The organism is Gilliamella sp. ESL0254 (assembly GCF_013344985.1).
Lineage (GTDB): Bacteria > Pseudomonadota > Gammaproteobacteria > Enterobacterales > Orbaceae > Gilliamella > Gilliamella bombicola.
Map to the genome: position 1 here is coordinate 796,838 of NZ_JAAEDU010000001.1, position 19,459 is coordinate 816,296.

At 34.6% G+C, this 19,459-nt stretch carries 20 protein-coding genes; 7 read left to right on the plus strand and 13 right to left on the minus strand.

Features of this window, described 5'->3' with window-relative positions; translation table 11 throughout:
• Positions 1–22 precede the first annotated feature (22 nt).
• The 3 genes from GYX25_RS03795 (at position 23) to mmuM (ending at position 4,005) form a co-directional block, all read left to right on the plus strand.
• Positions 23–1,585 carry a DUF945 family protein gene (locus GYX25_RS03795; protein WP_174786761.1) on the plus strand — a complete coding sequence of 521 codons (1,563 nt, stop codon included), beginning with the start codon at positions 23–25 and terminating at the stop codon, positions 1,583–1,585.
• 64 nt (positions 1,586–1,649) lie between these two features.
• A complete protein-coding gene (gene mmuP, locus GYX25_RS03800) occupies positions 1,650–3,074 on the plus strand; it encodes an S-methylmethionine permease (RefSeq protein ID WP_238785969.1) in 1,425 nt (474 codons plus the stop codon).
• Positions 3,064–4,005, plus strand: coding sequence for a homocysteine S-methyltransferase (gene mmuM / locus GYX25_RS03805; RefSeq protein WP_091347099.1), 942 nt, complete (start codon positions 3,064–3,066; stop codon positions 4,003–4,005). The genes mmuP and mmuM overlap by 11 nt, the downstream gene beginning before the upstream one ends.
• A gap of 150 nt (positions 4,006–4,155) precedes the next feature.
• Here the strand turns inward: mmuM and hxlB are convergent, their stop codons facing one another.
• The 7 genes from hxlB to GYX25_RS03840 all read right to left on the minus strand — a co-directional run bounded on the left by hxlB (position 4,156) and on the right by GYX25_RS03840 (position 10,076).
• Positions 4,156–4,692 carry a 6-phospho-3-hexuloisomerase gene (gene hxlB, locus GYX25_RS03810; protein WP_085247948.1) on the minus strand — a complete coding sequence of 179 codons (537 nt, stop codon included), beginning with the start codon at positions 4,690–4,692 and terminating at the stop codon, positions 4,156–4,158.
• A 10-nt stretch (positions 4,693–4,702) separates the two neighbouring features.
• Positions 4,703–5,353, minus strand: coding sequence for a ribulose-phosphate 3-epimerase (locus GYX25_RS03815; protein WP_180214328.1), 651 nt, complete (start codon positions 5,351–5,353; stop codon positions 4,703–4,705).
• Positions 5,354–5,367: 14 nt separating this feature from the next.
• Positions 5,368–5,883: a YjbQ family protein gene (locus GYX25_RS03820; protein ID WP_091347102.1), complete on the minus strand. Its 516-nt coding sequence runs from the start codon at positions 5,881–5,883 to the stop codon at positions 5,368–5,370.
• Positions 5,884–5,989: 106 nt separating this feature from the next.
• Positions 5,990–6,274 carry a PTS sugar transporter subunit IIB gene (locus tag GYX25_RS03825; RefSeq protein ID WP_091347103.1) on the minus strand — a complete coding sequence of 95 codons (285 nt, stop codon included), beginning with the start codon at positions 6,272–6,274 and terminating at the stop codon, positions 5,990–5,992.
• A 13-nt stretch (positions 6,275–6,287) separates the two neighbouring features.
• Positions 6,288–7,625, minus strand: coding sequence for a PTS galactitol transporter subunit IIC (locus GYX25_RS03830; RefSeq protein WP_085247951.1), 1,338 nt, complete (start codon positions 7,623–7,625; stop codon positions 6,288–6,290).
• Positions 7,626–7,654: 29 nt separating this feature from the next.
• The gene (locus GYX25_RS03835) at positions 7,655–8,110 is read right to left on the minus strand and encodes a PTS sugar transporter subunit IIA (RefSeq protein WP_085247952.1); all 456 of its coding nucleotides are present in this window, start codon (positions 8,108–8,110) and stop codon (positions 7,655–7,657) included.
• Positions 8,100–10,076, minus strand: a complete 1,977-nt coding sequence (locus GYX25_RS03840) for a BglG family transcription antiterminator (protein WP_174786762.1) — start codon at positions 10,074–10,076, stop codon at positions 8,100–8,102. The genes GYX25_RS03835 and GYX25_RS03840 overlap by 11 nt, the downstream gene beginning before the upstream one ends.
• A gap of 408 nt (positions 10,077–10,484) precedes the next feature.
• Between GYX25_RS03840 and GYX25_RS03845 the strand changes: the two genes are divergently transcribed.
• Positions 10,485–10,865 (plus strand): DUF805 domain-containing protein, encoded by a 381-nt coding sequence (locus GYX25_RS03845; protein WP_091347107.1) that lies wholly within the window; start codon positions 10,485–10,487, stop codon positions 10,863–10,865.
• A 132-nt stretch (positions 10,866–10,997) separates the two neighbouring features.
• Here the strand turns inward: GYX25_RS03845 and GYX25_RS03850 are convergent, their stop codons facing one another.
• Complete coding sequence (locus GYX25_RS03850; protein ID WP_174786763.1) at positions 10,998–11,612, minus strand: riboflavin synthase subunit alpha; 615 nt, start codon at positions 11,610–11,612, stop codon at positions 10,998–11,000.
• A 191-nt stretch (positions 11,613–11,803) separates the two neighbouring features.
• On the opposite strand from GYX25_RS03850, the gene crcB reads away from it, so the two are divergent.
• Together crcB and GYX25_RS03860 are read left to right on the plus strand one after the other, a co-directional pair.
• Positions 11,804–12,181, plus strand: coding sequence for a fluoride efflux transporter CrcB (gene crcB / locus GYX25_RS03855; protein ID WP_091347111.1), 378 nt, complete (start codon positions 11,804–11,806; stop codon positions 12,179–12,181).
• A gap of 105 nt (positions 12,182–12,286) precedes the next feature.
• Positions 12,287–12,679, plus strand: a complete 393-nt coding sequence (locus GYX25_RS03860) for a SulA-like leucine-rich domain-containing protein (RefSeq protein WP_091347113.1) — start codon at positions 12,287–12,289, stop codon at positions 12,677–12,679.
• Between the two features lie 19 nt (positions 12,680–12,698).
• Here GYX25_RS03860 and GYX25_RS03865 read toward each other — a convergent pair whose 3' ends face one another.
• The 4 genes from GYX25_RS03865 to GYX25_RS03880 form a co-directional block, all read right to left on the minus strand.
• Entirely contained in the window at positions 12,699–14,207 is a 1,509-nt protein-coding gene (locus GYX25_RS03865) for a class I adenylate-forming enzyme family protein (protein ID WP_174786764.1), read from the minus strand.
• Positions 14,204–15,043 (minus strand): SDR family NAD(P)-dependent oxidoreductase, encoded by an 840-nt coding sequence (locus tag GYX25_RS03870; protein ID WP_174786765.1) that lies wholly within the window; start codon positions 15,041–15,043, stop codon positions 14,204–14,206. The genes GYX25_RS03865 and GYX25_RS03870 overlap by 4 nt, the downstream gene beginning before the upstream one ends.
• Positions 15,044–15,112: 69 nt before the next feature.
• Positions 15,113–15,694, minus strand: coding sequence for a hypothetical protein (locus tag GYX25_RS03875; RefSeq protein ID WP_174786766.1), 582 nt, complete (start codon positions 15,692–15,694; stop codon positions 15,113–15,115).
• Between the two features lie 143 nt (positions 15,695–15,837).
• Positions 15,838–16,749, minus strand: a complete 912-nt coding sequence (locus GYX25_RS03880; RefSeq protein ID WP_174786767.1) for a LysR family transcriptional regulator — start codon at positions 16,747–16,749, stop codon at positions 15,838–15,840.
• Between the two features lie 140 nt (positions 16,750–16,889).
• On the opposite strand from GYX25_RS03880, the gene GYX25_RS03885 reads away from it, so the two are divergent.
• Positions 16,890–17,291: a DoxX family protein gene (locus GYX25_RS03885; protein ID WP_174786768.1), complete on the plus strand. Its 402-nt coding sequence runs from the start codon at positions 16,890–16,892 to the stop codon at positions 17,289–17,291.
• A gap of 592 nt (positions 17,292–17,883) precedes the next feature.
• Here GYX25_RS03885 and GYX25_RS03890 read toward each other — a convergent pair.
• Positions 17,884–19,452 (minus strand): hypothetical protein, encoded by a 1,569-nt coding sequence (locus GYX25_RS03890; protein WP_238785970.1) that lies wholly within the window; start codon positions 19,450–19,452, stop codon positions 17,884–17,886.
• Positions 19,453–19,459: the final 7 nt, after the last annotated feature.

Here is a 19,459-nt window from a genome sequence, read left to right on the forward strand (position 1 = left end):
CAATAAAAAAAGAGAAGAAACAATGAAGAAAAGTGTAATCGCTATAGGCATTATTGCAATATTAGGATACGTTGGCTCGTCTTGGTATACAGGGAACGTAATCAAAAACAACATTGACAAAAAAATAGAACAAATTACACAAAAAATTGACAACGACCAAGATGGGTTTAGCATAACCATTGAATATAGTGATTATCGACAATCAATCTTTTCAACCAACCTACACCTTACTGTAAAGGTAATTCCAAAGAATTTTAGTTGGCTTATTGAAGACACAAAAACACTTTTTAATGACGATATCACCATCCACCATGGCCCATTCCCAATCATTGCCCTTTCAGAAGGGAAATTCACTCCACAGATGGCATGGATAGAATATGCAATGAGCGAAGCACTATCGCCAGAACTTTGGCAACTAGCTGGTAATCAACCATTTATTACAGCTAAGCTCGGTATGAGCTACCAAGAAAATCTCACCATAAAATTAGCCAACAAAGCGCTTAATCTTGTTGATTCAGATTCCAATAATAATTCTGAGATTTTGAGTTTTATTAATGGCTCCTTAGAGGTGTCTGATGGTGATATTAATATTGAAGTCAATAAACATCTTTCCGATTTACATGCCCAAGTGAATATAGATAAATTTATTTATAAAAACTATAAAAATTTCTCAAAACCACAAGTCACCCTACAGAAATTTAATTTATCAGCCTACCCAAATTCAGACAAAACAGGAATACATTATAATATCAATGCCGATAAGATTGCATTAGGCTCTCACAATCACTATATCGAACCGCGAATTACTTTTGATAATCTAAAATATCAAGGCGATACCCTTCATAAAACTGGTGTTATAATCCCAAATCATCATACCGAAATGGGAAAAATGACACTTGAATTTAATACCTCTTCGGAACCCGTTCCAGATGATCAAAAGATCATCATTAACAACTTAATGGTCGATCAAGAAAACATCTTCAACCCAACAAACAATACTGTTGATGGCTTATTAAAAGCCGATGCAGAATCGGTATTACTCGGTTTGCCAAATGTAGGCAGTGTTAGTTTAGATCTTAGTTACCAAAATATTCCTGTCACAATGCTATCTAATAATTTTGATTACACCGACTTTGATGACAAACAAACATCATTAAATTCCCAAATTTCACTAAATAAATTCCATTTTAAAAACACCATAGGTGAAGTTAATGCCAATGCTTTTGTAGCTTTATCAGGAATACGCTCAAGACTGGAACGTTTTATAATCAACATTAACAATATTGATAGCCTTAAACTAAACGTCGATGCACCATTTAACGTATTGGCTTATTTCTCAGCACAGCTCAAAACCCCAAATGAAGAAGCATTAACACCTGAACAAATTGAAAAAGAAAATTTATCAATAAAATCATCAATAGCGGAAAATAATTTTATCAAAATCCCACTATTTACCTTTGAAAAAAATAACATTGAAGGGGTCTATTCTGAGGTGGATTATGCCAAAGATAAACAAGAAGCAACATTAAATGGACAAATATTACCAATACAGGATTTTTTACAAAAAGTTTTTGGAGATAATTAATAACAATTAACAAAAAAGCAGCCCACTCATTTATTGGTGGTATATTAATTTAAACATAATAACAATGAATAGAACAAAACGCCTTATGAATACACAACAATCAATCTCATCAAACAAAAATCAATTCAAACGCACCATGAAAACTCGGCATCTTATTATGCTATCACTTGGTGGCGTTATTGGTACGGGTCTCTTTTTTAACACTGGCTACATTATTGCTACCGCAGGTGCAATTGGCACAATTATCGCATATCTAATTGGTGCATTAGTGGTCTACCTAGTCATGTTATGCCTTGGAGAACTCGCTGTCGCCATACCAGAAACAGGTGCTTTTCATACTTATGCCTCGCGGTTCATTAGCCCTGCAACGGGTTATACTGTTGCTTGGTTATATTGGTTAACTTGGACTGTCGCACTCGGCTCAAGCATTACCGCAGCAGGATTTTGTATGAAGCATTGGTTTCCAAATACACCTATTTGGGTCTGGTGTTCTACTTTCTGTACCGTGATTTTGGCATTAAACATCGTTACCGCACAATTTTTTGCTGAGAGTGAATTTTGGTTTTCGATTATCAAAGTGATCACCATTATCATCTTTATTATTGCTGGTGCAGCAGCTATTTTTGGCTTTGTCCCAATGAAAAACGACATCCCTGCGCCCTTTTTACACAATATTACCGATAATGGTTGGTTCCCTAATGGTGTTACCCCAATTATTATGACGATGGTATCGGTCAATTTTGCCTTTTCAGGCACGGAACTTATTGGTATTGCCGCTGGTGAAACAAAAGAACCAGAAAAGACCATTCCGTTAGCAATAAAAACCACAATTCTAAGACTTATCATCTTCTTTATTGGCACCGTTTTTGTCTTAGCAGCCTTATTGCCAATGGATCAAGCTGGCGTTATCGAAAGTCCCTTTGTTACCGTTTTTGAAAATATCGGCTTACCTTATGCTGCCGATTGTCTTAATTTTGTGATTTTAACCGCCATTTTGTCAGCTGCAAATTCGGGGCTTTATGCTTCTGGACGCATGTTGTGGTCGCTTTCCAACCAAGGTACATTACCAAAATGCTTCAGCAAACTTAATAAGACAGGCGTTCCAGCCTTTGCTATTTCCATCAGTATGTTAGGTGGCTTATTGGCATTACTCACAAGCATTATTGCGCCTAACACGGTTTTTGTTGCCTTGACAGCTATTTCAGGATTTGCCGTGGTGGCCGTTTGGCTAAGTATTTGCGCTTCACACTTCTTTTTTAGAAAAAGTTTAACTCGTGAGGAGCAAGAAAATCTAAAATATAAAGCCCCATTTTACCCACTTGTACCTATTTTAGGCTTTATTTTATGTTTAATTGCTTGTATTGGACTCGCATTCGATCCAGAACAACGTATTGCACTTTATTGTGGCATTCCTTTTGTGGTTGTCTGCTTTATTGCCCACCACTTTACCCAAGCTCATCAAAAGCGAGTGGCAAAAAATGAAAAATAATAATCCAATTGGTACACTGTTAAAGCAAAAAAAATACATCATTATTGATGGCGCACTAGCCAGCGAGCTACAACGTCGTGGTTGTGATCTTAACGACAGTTTATGGTCAGCAAAAGTATTAATCGAAAGGCCAGAACTGATCCGCCAAGTCCATTATGACTATTTTAAAGCTGGTGCTGATTGTGCGATTACCGCTAGCTATCAAGCTACACCATTGGGGTTTGCTAAAAAAGGGATTACACTAGAGCAATCCATCAAGCTAATAAAAACAAGCGTCGAGCTTGCCAAGCAAGCAAAGAGTCAATACCTAGATGAAACAAAACAAAATAAAACACTACTAATTGCTGGTTCAGTTGGTCCTTATGGTGCTTATCTTGCAAATGGTTCAGAATATACTGGTGATTATCAACTTTCTGAATCAGAATTTATCGATTTTCACTATAACCGCATCAAAGCATTGGTTGACGCAGAAGTCGATCTGCTGGCTTGCGAAACACTGCCCTCTTTTGCTGAGATCAAAGCACTTACAAAGCTTCTGAAAGAATTTCCAACTGTAACAAGCTGGTTTTCGCTAACATTAAAAGATCCCAATCATCTTAGCGATGGCACCCCATTATCTTTGGTCATTGAGCATCTTAATCACTGTCAACAAGTAGTTAGTATTGGTGTTAACTGCATTGCGCTAGAAAATGTCACTGCAGCGTTAGAATCGTTACAAAAACTTACGCAAAAACCGCTGATTGTCTATCCCAACTCTGGTGAACAATACGATCCAACCACCAAACAATGGCACAAAAATCATCACCACAGTTGCACCTTCACAAACCAATTACCCATCTGGATAAAACTAGGCGCAACATTAATTGGTGGCTGCTGTCAAACAACGCCAAACGATATTAACGAAATTGCAACGTTATTAAAAGGTAGCTAAATCACTTAATATTTGGGCGTAATAATTTATGATGTTCAACCTATCACATTCAAAAACGCCCAAAAACCAATAACAAAAATGCAATAAAAATCGGTCAGGAAAGGTATTGATTTTATTCAATTTTTTGTCGACATTTAAAGTGCAAAAAAATCACTCAATATTCGCATGCCGACACTTCATTATCTCTGGGGTCTGTTGTAAGCTTTCCATTAAACTATAAATAACACTGTCATAAGTTAGTAATGAGAGTTGCTCAAATGTGCTACCCATTGGTTGGCTTAACTTATCAACTCTTATAGGAATAATAACTATATTATCGGCTAATTTTGCCAAGGTCGAGGTGCCGTTTGTTGTGAATAATATGACTTTGACGCCCAAGTCTTTTGCCTGCTGTGCGTAGGCAATTAAACTTTTGGTTTCGCCTGAATTAGATCCTAAAATTAGCAAATCACCTTTATTGGCTTTGGGTTTACTAACTTCGGTAATTAAGCTGACCTTTAAACCTAAATGCATTAACCGATTGGCAAATGCACTTATCATTAACCCTGAACGCCCTGTTCCCGCTAAAAATAGATGGTTTGCACCAATAATCGCATTTTTAAATTCGTGTAATTGTGCTTCGTTGATTGTGTCTATTTGTGCCGCTATTTCAGTTAATATATTACTTAATATTGTTTTTATGCTCATTGCACTTTCCTTAATTAGTTGCCACTTTTAATTTTTCAATATTGTTTGCAATATCATTATTTTTAAAGATAAACCCACCCGAAACAATATTATTAGCTCCGGCTTTTAAGCATAGTGATAGGGTTTTATCAGTAATATTTCCGTCGACTTGAATATCATAAGAGTAATTATTTTTTTGCCGTTCTAAACTCAGTTGTTCAATTTTTTGTAATGTGAAAGGCAAAAAGGTTTCGTTTTTTTGTCCGGGATTAACGGTCATAACAAGGACAAGATCAACAAGCGGCAATAGCATTTTAATGTGTTCAACCGGTGTGCTTGGGTTGATTGCCAAACCGACTTTTATATTATTGTTTTTTATTTTATTGATGATAAACGAATGATGAACCGTTGCCTCATAGTGAAAAGTGATAATATCGGGTTTAGCTTCAATAAAATCGAAAATTGATAATTCAGGTTTTTCAATCATTAGGTGGCAATCTAAAATAAAATGGGTATGCGATTTCAAATTTGATACAAAACCAGTATTAAAACCTAAATTTGGGACATAGTGATTATCCATTACATCAATATGTAAATGCGTAATGCCTAGTGATTCAAGCGTATCTAACGTTTCTTTGATCAGGTAAAGATCTGAATTAAACAATGATGGAGACAAAATCATAATTATCACCTTTATTAACAGCCCATCAACATAAAATTAACATTGCGGGTTCTTTCTCGTAATGAATCCCAGTCAACAAAATAAATTCGCCCAAGTTCGCCCATAAGAGGCTTGCCATTCTTGATGATTAATACCAATGAAAAACTACCAAATAGCGATGATTTGATATGAGCATCGGTATTAAGCATTACCCATTTTTTAGCAGGATAATTGGGATCATTTAGACTTAAACCAAACTCAATATGCTTTGGTCCAGGGCTATTGTATTGATTTTCGCTAGTCATTTTAGGAACAATCTGCTCTAACACATTATTAATATCAACATGCAAATATTCGTCACCAAAAAAATTGGTGTCGTGCATACATTCATCAAAAAAAAGTGAACATGTCGTATGCGTTGTGGCGATGGTCAGTTGACCATTTTGGATATTTGATTGTGCAATAAATTGGTTTAATTCATTAGTAATATCGTGATAAGAGTGTCGACCAGATACCGTTTCAATTTTTATGGCGTGGTGATAAATGTTCATATTGGTATTATTCCTTGTTTATATGCCCCATTTACTTGTTTGCCGTTGGGCTAAATAGCAATGTAAATGGGGCTTAGTTTTATACACCTTATTTAATTTGATAATGCTAGATGGCTAAACGCTTTTTTAGTTCAGCAAAAAATTCGTTTAAACCAACGCCAGTCAACAAAGCTAAACCATTTATAACTTTACCCTTAATTGATTCTGGTACGATGGTAGTGCTAATAACTACGTCATATGTGTCTATTTTATTTAACTCATCGGCTATTTTTGATTGATAGATTTTGACACTTTCTGTTAATTTTTCATCATTTAGCCATTTAGTCACTTTACTAACAGCAATAGTTGATGTTGCATGCCCTGCACCACACATAATGAGTAATTTTTTCATAATCATGTTCCTTTTAGTACATTTCGATTTTTTTGATTTTATTGATATAAATTAGCGAGCATAAAATCACTAGAGCTAAACCTATCAATCCGATATAACCAAGATAGTTTAATAACAACACAAATAAGGTGACTGGCCATAAACCACATAAAATAACTGTGACAATGCCCGCAGTGCCCACATCATAGTTAGCTAAATGAAATACATCGGTAATAACCGGCGCTAGCCAAGTTGCCATATATAGGCAAATCACTAAATAAATTGTGCCCCCAATAATTGATCGAACAATATTTCCTTTAAAAAACGGAACCATCAAACAGATACCAAAAGCGTAGAAGGCTAAATCACCAAAAGGTAACACTTTATTACCCGGCAAGATTAAGGCTAATAGGAGTGAAACCGGAACCATAATTAATGCCGTTGCCATAACAGCGGGATGTCCAACCGTTAATGCCGCATCCATACCAATATTAACTTGCTTGCCATTAAGTTTTTTACTGGTGAATTCTCGAGCAGCTTCAGCAACCGGTAGTAAACCTTCCATAAACATGGCAACCATTTTGGGCATTATTTTCATAATTGCTGCGGTCGAAATTGCTAGCTTACCGATTTGCGGAACATCATAACCAGCTAAAATTCCCACAACTAAACCAATAATTAAACCAATAACGACCGTATCACCAAAAATACCGAACCTTTTGGTTAAAGTTTCTGAATCGGCATTTAATTGATTAAATCCAGGAATACGATCAAAGATCCAATTTAAAGGAATTGCCACAACAGCGCCCGACAAGGCCATTAAGTGAGTAATTGAAATACCTGGATAGCCAAAAAATGAACTTATCGGTTTTTGTAATAAGTCGGCTAAGAACCATTGCAACATAACAGCCGTGATACATCCAATAATCCCTACCCAATAAAATCCCGTTACTGAATAAGCCACTAGTCCTAAGAATATCGCAAACCAAAAATTCCAAATATCAACATTTAAAGTGCGCGTCCAACCGAGTGAAATAAAGATAAAGTTAATTATCAACGAAATAGGAATAAGCAGTAATCCTAACGTAGTTGAAAACGCCAACGGTCCACCTACTCCACACCCAATATCCATGATGCTTAATGATGTTCCGTATTGTTCCCCCATTTTTTGAATTGCAACACCTAAAGTGTCAGACAATAACGTGATCACTAAACCTAAACCGACTATACCAATACCGACAGTAATACCGGCCATAATCGCTTTGGAAAACGGCACTCTAAAAAATAAGGCGATAATAAAGATAATGATAGGTAAAAATACTACCCCTCCTAAATTTATTAGCCATTGAAAAATGTTAATCACACTATCCATTTTAGGACTCCTTTATAAAAGTTAACTTTCTATTTCACACCAGCTACATTTAAAATAGCGATAAATTCGTTAATTGAATGACATTGTTCCAATAATTTTATTTGTTGTTCATTTTGAAATAAGCCTATTAAGTTTTGTAAATTTTCAACTTGTTCATGAGGTTGTTTCATGGCAAGCATAAAAATAAATTTGACGGGAATTTTTTCGTTTTCATCAGTCATACATCTAAAAATGACTGGCTGTTTTAATGATGCAAAACAAATTTGTGATTGATTAACTCTTGATGAATCCGTATGTGGCAAAGCAAACCCAACAGAATTAACCAATAAACCAGTTGGATATTGTTGTTCTCTTTGTAAAATACCGTCTAAAAAATCTTGTTTAACTATCCCATTGCTAAATAACATTTGTGCCATTTGCGTGAGAACTTGCTCTTGATTTAATGCCTCGATATTTAAAAGGCATAACTGTTTATCAAAGTACATTTTTGATTCCTCTTTGATTATCCAAAAATAATTTTAGTTGTTTAAAGCTGGTGATATTTTTTAATGCTGATATAGCATGCTTGTTCGAAACAATTTCGTAAATTTCAGTAAATACTTCATTGATACTATTAATGTTTTTTTCAGAAAGGCTAACCATAATAATCACGCTAACATCAATAACACCCCATTTGATGGGTTTGCGTAAGGTCATAATGGATATACTAGATTTAGTCACAAACATCGGTGAGCCATGAGGTAAAGCGATACCATTTTCGATAGCCGTGTCGCCTATTTCTTCGCGCTGTAAAACAGAATCGCGGTAGTGAGAAGTGACATAACCTTTATCTTCAAGACGATGTATTAATTTGTTAAGACATTCATTTTTATTATCAATATTGACATTTAATTGAATAAGGTCAGGATCAACAAATTTTGCCATGGATGGATAACAATTCTGTTTTTCAGAAAAATCAGATTGTTTATTTAAGACATAATTGGCATATGCCTGAATAATATTTTGGTAGTCATTAGTATTTAGCAGTGAAGATATTTTAACAACTGGCTTATTCAGATTATTGATATCAAGTGTAGTAATAAATAAATCAACATTACTAAGATTGGTCGATGTCAATTTTGAAATCGAATAAACCTCAATATTATCTTTAGATGGTAATATTTTTCGAACTTTATTAAGAATTAGATTTGATGAACAGCAACCATATTGGCAAACAATCACAATATTATTAGCATCAGCAGCTTTATCTAACGCAATTTGAAAATGAATCAATAAAAATGAGATTTCGTGATCGTTTAAACAAATATCAAATTTACGTTCTAAATCAGAAAGTGCATACCACAATACACTAAATAATTTTGAATATTCGTGTTTTATTTCTTTTAATATCGGATTAATAATACGTATTTGTTTTTGCAAACGGGTAATCATGGGTGGAAAGTGAGATAACAATGAATGGAACAATTTGCTATCTTTCGATAAATCGATTCCTTCAATTTCGCCAATTTTTCTTATAATCTTGCGGATGATTTGTTCATAAAAACTATCATCAACTTTTACCGATTCATCGATAATTCGATGTGCAAAAAACAACTTACTGAGATATTTAATATCATTCGTTGAAAACTCAATGTTAAACGTAACCTCAAGCAGTTGAGCAAGATCGGATGCAATCAAATACGATTGCATATAACGGATATGGTTAAATAAAAAATCATCTTCTTCATCGATGGTATAACCTAGTGTTAACCGTTTTAATTGTATTGCTATCGATATTAATAATGATGATAAATAATATTCAGAGGATCGCTGAACGATTGATTCGTAATGTTCAAATAATAATTGGCTAATTTGCTCAAAAGAATCATCATCCATCAATGACTTCATAAGTTGATTAAGATAATAACTGTCTTGTTTATGAATATATAACAATAAAAAATGCTTAATAGCGCGTTGAATTTGATTTTCTTTACCCTCTACAATAATGGCTTTATGCGTGACATTTAGTAAGACATTTTCAGATGCTAATGAACGGTTAATAAACTCAATATCTTTATGTAGCGATGTTTTACTTACAATATAATCATCAGATAGTTGCTCTAATGAGACGTTTTCTTGATTTAATAAACAACGTTTTACAATATCTAATCGACGATATTCCGGTGTTAATCGACGTGAGTTTTTATTAAAATAGCCATGACTATTGTTTTGCTCTAAATAACCAATGACCGAATCAATACAGCCTTTATTTCCCTTCAGTATTAAGCCTTTGCGGGGGGATTTTTCGATATAAATATCGCTATTTGGGACGGTTAATAGCTGATCATTTAATTTCTCAATGTCAAAATAAATGGTTTTGGTCGAAATGGATAACTTTAAACTAAAATAGGCTGCTGGTCTAAATTCAGACTCTTTAAAAAGTAGTTTCAGTAACTCTATTTGTCTTTCCATTACCAAACTCCTTTTTCATGTTTTGTCGCAATACATTTATAACTCTATGCTTTAAAGTATAATTAGTTAAATAAATAAGACGATGACATTTTTTTCCAGATTAATCTGGAATTAGATGTAATTGAAGAAAACGGGAAAAAGAATATGTTGAAATAATAATGATAAAAGATGGCGTATTTATTGGGATTTTTTCTATGATGTTTTAGTTGGTTTAGGATTTAATCACGACAAAATTTTGTAATGCAGTCATAGCATTTTAAAATAGCTAAAATCTAACTACATAAAAACATTTCATAAAAATCGGATAGCATTTTTCTTAAATTAATCAATTTTGTCAATATAAAGAATTTGAAATAAAGCTTAATTTATTATATTGTTGCGAATCTTTTAATAAATAAGGAGTATTAAGTGTTAAGTAAAGCAATTAATTCATGGCTTGATGGCTATAAAAAAATATTTTGTTATAAAGGACGTTCAACTCGTAGTGAATTTGGATTTTTTCTTCTTATCCAATTTATAGTAATGTACCTCTCTTTTTCATTGCTATTCAATCTGGACAATATATTACCATCAGCTTTACTAGGGCTCTGTGTAATGTTGATTTTTATCACCACTTTTCTTGCAACATTGTCTTACAATGTTAGACGATTACATGATATAGGTCAAAGTGGTCTGTGGTGCTTTGTTTATCTTCTCTGTTCAGGAGCTATAATAATTGCATGTTTAATAATAAAACCAACTCCAGGTGAAAACCAATACGGACCTAACCCAAGAACATTGTCAAAATAACAAAATATCCCTTCACCTCACAAGGTGGAGGGATTGCAGTTTTATCTATATTCAATTCCTCGTTCTTAACTATTTTAAACCCTTTACTCTAGGTTTTAAAATAAGTCTCAGCTTGGCATTTTAATGATTTAATTAATGCAAATTTTTTGTTGCTAATACTCGCTCAACGGTATCAACAATCGCTTGAGTTTGTGAGTCGATTTCGATATTAACTTTATCTCCAACTTTTTTAGCGTCTAATGTAGTAATTGCAAGTGTTTCGGGGATTAGATGAATATGAAAGCAATTATCGCTAACTTCGCCAACTGTCAAGCTAGCGCCATCGATGCCAATAAAGCCTTTGTATAATACATATTTGCTAAATTGTGGTGGTAACTGTAACGTCATTTGACAATTGGTTGTGGTTTTTTCAATATTAACAATCGTTGCTGTGCAAGAAATATGACCAGACATAATATGCCCACCAACTTCATCGCCATATTTAGCACTACGTTCAATATTGACAAAATCTTGGATTTTTTTATCACCTAATGTAGTTAATGCTAAGGTTTCTTGCATAATATCAAACGACACCCAATCTTGCCCAAAACCTGTCACTGTCAAACAACAACCATCATTGGCAACAGATGCACCAATTTCAAGGTGATACATTAATTTATTGGGTAATTTGACTTTATACGTCCTTAATTTATCTTTATCTACAATATCAATAATCTGACCAACGCCTTGCACAATACCCGTAAACATATATATACCTCAATTATTCTTAATATTGAATATTCTATCGTAATCTGATTAGAATTTCCTATTTCTATTTTCTACTGGTATGATCGTTTTATATATTTATTGATCAATTACTATTAATATCGATAACAAATTCTTATCTCACTTTTATAAAGTAACTTTCTATTTCAGTGTATGGGCAAGGATACATTATTATGTTAAAACTAATTTTAGCCATTTCAATCGGCTCTGTGGCAGGTGGTTTATTGCGTTGGTTTTTATCGCTTAAATTGAATATTATCGCTTTTGCAATTCCACTAGGCACACTACTGTCTAATTTAGTTGCAGGTTATATTATTGGCTTTGCTATTGCCTTTTTTAACCACTCTAACCTTTCTGCCGAATGGCGTTTACTTGTCATAACTGGTTTTTGCGGTGGGTTGTCAACCTTTTCAACCTTTTCAGCTGAAATTGTTAACTTTTTACAAGAAGGTCGAATATCTTGGGGCTTAGCAACAATATTGATCCATGTAATTGGTTCAGTTTTAATGACATTTTTAGGTATTTTATCGTATCAATATTTACGTTCTTAAGATAATTCAATTGGAAATAATACAAAAAATAATCATAAATAGAGTTTACAACGCCAAAATACTGTATTAATATACACTGTATATAGAAACAGTATTGAGGTTATTATGTTAATTGAACATTCATCGCAACAACTTATGGCTATTCACTTTGAATCTCCTTTCCAACAACTGTTACAACAACAGCGACCTTTATTAAAATCATTGAATAAAGCCAAAAAATGGCAATTATGGTTATCAGATCGTCCAATGTTAAAACGTTCATGGATCAATACTGCAGGCCTAGACAAACAAAAAGTTGTCCATTTAAGTAATTTAAAAAATGAAAATTTAATATCGACGATAGAAAAGGCTTTACGAAGCAAAACTTGTAGTTATATCGTTGCTTGCATTAACGATCTTAATGAACAAAACAAACAGCGATTACAGCAAGCCGTATTATCAAGCAATACCTGCTTGCTTTTAGTTCACGATGAACAGTGTGGACAACTAATTCAATAGCATCAAGCACAAAATATGGTTAAGAAGACAAATACAATTGAGCGAGTTTTTTCCGATCAACTTTACCAATCCCTGTCATGGGTAATTGATCGATAATGACGATCTTTTTCGGCATTTGATAACGGGCAACTTGAGATTTTAACCAACCAACTAGTACTGTTTCGGTTATTTTTGTATTAGATGCTAAAACAACAAAAGCCACTAACCGTTGCCCAAATTCTGTATCAGGAACACTAATGATGGCGATATCTTTTATATCGGGATGCGACAGTAAGCTTTGCTCTAGTTCAAACGGATACACATTTTCGCCACCAGACACAATCATGTCATCTACTCGACCTTGTAGATAATAATACCCATTAGTATCCTTATCGGCTAAGTCTCCTGTTGCTATCCAACGATTACCTTGTGTTGACCAAGCACATTTGATATAGAGCTCGTTTCGCCCTTTTTTTGTCACTAATTTAGCACAAAGACCTCTAAGTGGTTTACCAATTGTAGTTGGCTCGATAGCTAAATCCTCTGGGGTGGCAATCATACAAACACCTGCCTCTGATGTTCCATATAAATTAAACAAAATCTTACCAAGACAATTTAAAGCTTGTTTAACCAACGTTGCGGTAATGGGAGCGCCACCGCTGATAATACAACGTAAGCTTTTAAGTTGATCTTCAGAATATGTTAGCATTCGATTTAACATTAATGGCACTAATGTAACCACTTCGATTTTATTGTAAGAAATTAATTGGCACGCTTTTGAAGCTTCAAATCGTTTGGTTAAAAACATGGTAGCACCTAACAATACTGACATACATAAAGTAGCTATCCCAAAACCATGATAAATCGGCGTTGCAATATAGATTTTTTTATAATGACTAAGATTCAATTTAATTAGCAATTGGAAAAAAGGACTCATAAAATTTTGCGCCTTACTACTACGACCAGCTATTTTAAAGCGTCCTGTCGTACCACTGGTTAAAACAGTTATTTTTGAAAAGTGTGTCACTTTAATTTTAGTTTGATGCATTAGCGGTAAGGCAGTTAACAAGGAATAAACGGACTGTTTACTTTCATGGTAAGTCGGCAATGCTTTGATGGGTGGCAGATTGGTGATTTCTGGATCATGAATAATCCAATCAAATTGTACATTATTGTTAATATCATTAAGTTGTGTTGCCGATAACTCCGTATTTAATAGATAAATATCAGCGCCAAGCCTTGCAACGGCAAATATTGTATGCACAAGATTAACGTGATTACTTGCGATAATAGCAATTTTTTGATGAGGTTTAATACCACAATACATCGCTAATTGCGTTGCCAAATGTTGAGATTGAGAATAAAGCGTATGGTAATTAATGCAAACACCATCTTCGTTAATCGCAATTTGCTCAGGGCAAAGCTTTTGACGAACATAAAGTAAAGCCATTAAATTCATACCGACAAGGCGAATACTAGCTAATAAATGCCAAATACCTTTAAAAGTCAACAATTGTGTTTTATACAAGGCTAGAATCGATTTTATCATTGTTTTTTCTTAATATAATAAGAATTTAATTTGCACCATACGCCATTAAAAATAACTGAAGCAAGTTGTCCAATAATAACCCACCATGGTTTATATTGACGTTTTTGGCTAACAAGCAAACGGCTAATAATGGTTGCTGCTTGACAGGGTTGCAGTGCAGGTAGTTTTTTATAGATTTTGGTTGGCGCTATCATTCGGGTTTTAACCAAAGGCAAATAAGCTGTAGAAACTTTTATTTGCCGGTTTTCAAGCTCACTACTGGCACAGCGTAGCCACTGATCAAAAGCAGTTTTAGACGCCTGATAAGCTGCCCAATTAACTGTTGGCGCTAACAGCACATTTATAGCCGACACATTAATAATGTGCCCTTTAGATTGTTGTAATTTAGGAATTAACGCCAAACACAATTTGACCGGTGCCAAATAATTTAGCTTGATGGTTCTTTCAAAATCATGCATACGATCTAGTGATTGCATAATTGGACGGCAAATCGATATGCCAGCATTATTAATAAATACATCAACATGGTAAGACGCTAAATAAGCAATAAAACTATCTAACTGTTCAACATCACGCAAATCGGCACAAAACAGATCGATTTTTGCTTTTTTGTTAGATAACGATTGCTCAATTAATTGTAATTTATCTGCAGTTCGAGCTACCAAAATAAGTTGACACTCAATATCGGATAAAAGATGGCACAAAGCTTCACCAATCCCAAAACTCGCCCCTGTAATAATAATAGTTTTATGCCGTAAACACTGCGCTAACTGACAAAAATTAGGTTTGCGTATGGGAAAAAGGAGACAATTAAGCAAGTTAGTCAAAATCTTCATCTATCAATAGTCAGTATTTTAATGTAACAGTATAAAATTAATGTTAAATAAGTCAATATGATAGCCCCTTTAACAAGGGCCCATTAAACAGCCAACCATCATCAGTGGAACAAAAATTGGAAATATAATCAATCCAGCCACATCACCTTTGATATCAAGATCCGAATCTATCTCGTGATTTGGTCTAACTAATACAGTTATTGATTTTGGCAATAAATATTGATCAGACAATGTATTGGCTTGCCTATAAACATTCCCTTTTGTTGTAAATAACACTTGATAATAACCATTTTTCAAAATCACATTTGATTTATACTTTTCGAGTAACTTTTTATCACTTAATCTCTTATTTTCTGGGATAAAATTGATATACTGAGCAGTAATTTCGCCATCTAAATTATCTTGATAAAAAATGATGGATACACTTTCAACATCATTTTTATATTCGGCTAAAAAATCACGATAATTTTTCAGTTTTTTTAACGCATCAGGGTGAGTAAATTGGTATGAGTATTGTTCAGACTCGGCAATAATACCGGTGTTTTCATCTACTTTTAATTTTATAATAGTGTCATTGGTTGGCAAAATTTTGACTTGCTTATGTGCACAACCACAAAGACAAAAAATAAGAATAAAAATAAATCCTTTCATTATAACCTTCCTGCTTTCAATATATTATATGCATCATTATTTTGTCCGTTTTTTACAATCCAAAATAGCCTAACAATATCTGCATAATTTTGATATAAATTATATGAACTTAAAAAATAATTCAAACAATCACTGTTGTTTTTTCAACTAACTGACCATTGATAATCTTTTAGCTCACTAATCAAAAAATCGATTAAACAACGCGTTCGGAGTGGTAACAATTTACGGCTTGGGTAAACCGCATAAATGTTCAAATCCTCAACTTTATAATCCAACAAAACACGCACCAACCGCCCTATTTTAATATCTTGACCAATAATAAAATCAGGTTGCAACGAAATACCGCCCCCTTGTAACATAATCTGACGACAAGTATCACCATTATTACAATAGATATTCGCCTTTAAATTAACCGACAGATCAACATTATCTTTATAAAAATGCCATTGCTCCTTTTTAGCCCATTGGCTATACATCACAATTTTATGATTAAACAAATCATCAGGATCATTCGGCATGCCATATTTAGCGATATAATCGGGCGAAGCGGCAACTATAATTTGCGTGGTTGCCAGTTTACGACTAATTAGCGAGGAGTTTTCTAACCGACCAATTCGAACAGCAAGGTCGTAGCCCTCTTCAAGCAGATCAACTACACGATCTGACAGCGTAATATCTAGCTCAATCTTAGGGTACTTATCGATAAATTTTTGCCATAAAGGCGCTAAATGTAAAATGCCAAAACTAACGGGCACATTAACCCGAAGTATACCTTGTGGACTTGCGTGATCTAAAGTGAGGCTGTTTTCTGCTTCTGCAGTAGCATTAATTATGGCTTTAGCTTGCAAATAAAAAGTTTGCCCTTCAAGAGTGATAACCATTTTGCGCGTGGTTCGTTGTAATAACCGTACTTGCAAGCGATCTTCTAACGCTTGAAGGTAACGTGATACCGCTTGCTTAGACATCTTTAACTTAACCGCAGCATCAACAAAGCTATTACAATCAACCACCGTCACAAAGACCATCATTTCTAGTAATTTATTAGATCTATCCATCTGCCTTCACCTACCAAACAATTGTTCCACTTATTATGACAATAAGTCACATAATAGCTTATTTATCTATAAAAAAATAACTATTAAGATAAACAAATAGTGCTAATCAATCACAATAATTAACTTACAGGAAAAATAAAATGAAACAATATCAAACCGATCTAGCCTCACTCATGTTACGAGTTGCATTAGGTGTCATGTTCTTGGCGCACGGATTAACCAAACTACTCGTCTTTACTCCAACAGGTACAGCACAATACTTTGAATCAATTGGCTTTCCGGGGTTTGTTGGTTATTTGACGATGGTATTTGAAATTGGCGGCGGCTTATTATTGCTTTTAGGCATCTTAATCCGCATTGTTAGTTCATTAACCGTAATTCAAATGGTTGTTATTGCTTTTATTCACTCGGTGAATGGCTGGTCATTTAGCAATGCTGGCGGCGGTTGGGAGTATCCTGCTTTTATGGCGCTAACAGCACTCAGTTTAGCATTGTTGGGAAGCGGTCGGTTTAGTGTGTTATCTAAAAATAGGGAATATTAGTAGGTAAAACTAGCGTTTTTTAAGGTTAAAAAACAACAGCAAAAAACTTTAATAAAATCAATACCTTTTCTGACCGTTTTTTGCTATATTACTTTTTGTGGGTTATCGTGTAGTTTTTTAACTATGTTTTTAGGACCAAGTCAGTTGGTGTATTTTCATATAATTAAATCAAAAACATTCGCATCTTAGTTGGAAGGTTGTAACCTAAGATGTGTATGTCGCTGATTTAACCGTATTCCTTTACTTTCTTCCTTTTTATCAGCAAGTTTGCATGAAAATTTTAGGTTGAAAATCTTGGATGATGAATAAGTGTTGTGCTAGCAGTGTTAATTTTACTGTTAGGTATATTATACCAAGGATTTAATAGATTCCATTAGTTGAATTAACACTACGGTGTCAAAGTACACAGCAAACACTTATCCTTACCACCAATTGCTTGGTTCTTCTTATTTATTTTATATTCATCATTAAATGACATCCAATTTTATTGATTCAGCGCCCAACTGTTGGGGCGCTGTTCTTTGTTAAATTGTACTCTATTTGTACTTTAATCCCCTCCGAAGCCTAACGATTAAGGACTAAAAAATAAAAGCTAAGGTGTAGAACAAATAACAAACTTGCCGCCTTCGGAGAGACGAGCTGCGCGGACGTAATTAAAGCCGTTGCCTGAATTAACTCGGAAGTATACGTTGTTATTTGGAGTATCCCTCGTCCAGTAACCATCAAAGACAGGAAAACCTATATCAATAGCATAAAAGGACAGACTACCCCATTCCGTGAAAAAACCAGCACCTATGTGACGTCTGTAAGAATTAAAAGCAGACAACGGCGTGGCACCATCTATGCCATTTCGACATGGGAAATTAGAATTATCAACACCACACTTCGCGTTAGTAAAATCCTTGACCTGTGGCAAAACATACCCCAAACTGCTACACCAAGAAAATTGGTTAGACCAACTATCTTTTCTACTCCTGCCATAGACGAACCACTTCTGTAAGACAAACCCATACTTCACCTCCTTACCACGATTATCCCTTCCCACCAACTCAAATATCTGCGGCAAAGATGGTTTTTCTAAAGGGATAGGATTAGCTGACTGTATTTGAGTATCACTCGCCCTAGGACCATTTAACGTGACTCGTGTTACATAACTGGATTTATCTCTAATCCAAGCATCAGCGTCTGAACCGCCGCTTGGGGATATGACTCTACCAGAACGCGGCTTTGTCCAACTCACCGTTGCCCTTATACTACCATTCGTAACAACAGACCACGTTAACTCACTTCCATTCACTTCTACAGGCATCTCTAAGTCAAAGTACAATCCATCAGCACCCGTCGTAGGGAAATTAAGACTGTAAGATGAAAAATCATTAGACTGAGTTAAAAAGCCCTTAGTAGAGTTCCATACGCTAGCTGAAATGCCATAATTATCATAAAGATTCGGCCTTGCAAAACAAGCGCCTAAAGGCTGATTCGGACTGATATAATATGACACCGCATGACCAAAAAAATAACTTACATTAGGTAAACCATACTGTGTTTTTAAATACCCACCAGTACTACTTAATGTTACCTTATAAGGAGCTCTACATATACTTAATGAATCACTACGACTTACTGTATTACCATCCTTATCAGTAAAACTTACCGATATACTCCCCGTCGCCGTGATTCCATTTGTACCCTGTCCATCTCCATCATCATCTCCCCAATAATTATATCTAGTGACCAAATCACTTAAACTCACTGAATTCATTGATGATGGGATTAACATATCTATATCTCCCAAAGTACTTCCCACATAAGGCAATCTTATCGGATTTGTCACACTTGATATATTTGTTGACGGTGTGATAACTCGACCATCCTGCAACTTAATAAATAATAAACTGTCTGTATTTGTTATCTTTGTTCGACCTCCATCAAACGTAAAATACGGCAGAGTTCCCTCAATGTTTTTTGATGTATACGCCGTTAATGCCATAGAACCTTGTGTATATAATAACAAGAACAATAGCACGAAGAACAACGATAATTTAGGTAATCTAAATAATTTAAGTAAATTTGGTAATTTAGATAGAAAAGATAAATACCTCGACCTTAGCGATAACCCTGCCGATAGACACGACGACCTCACCAAGCGCGATGAACTCAATAACTTC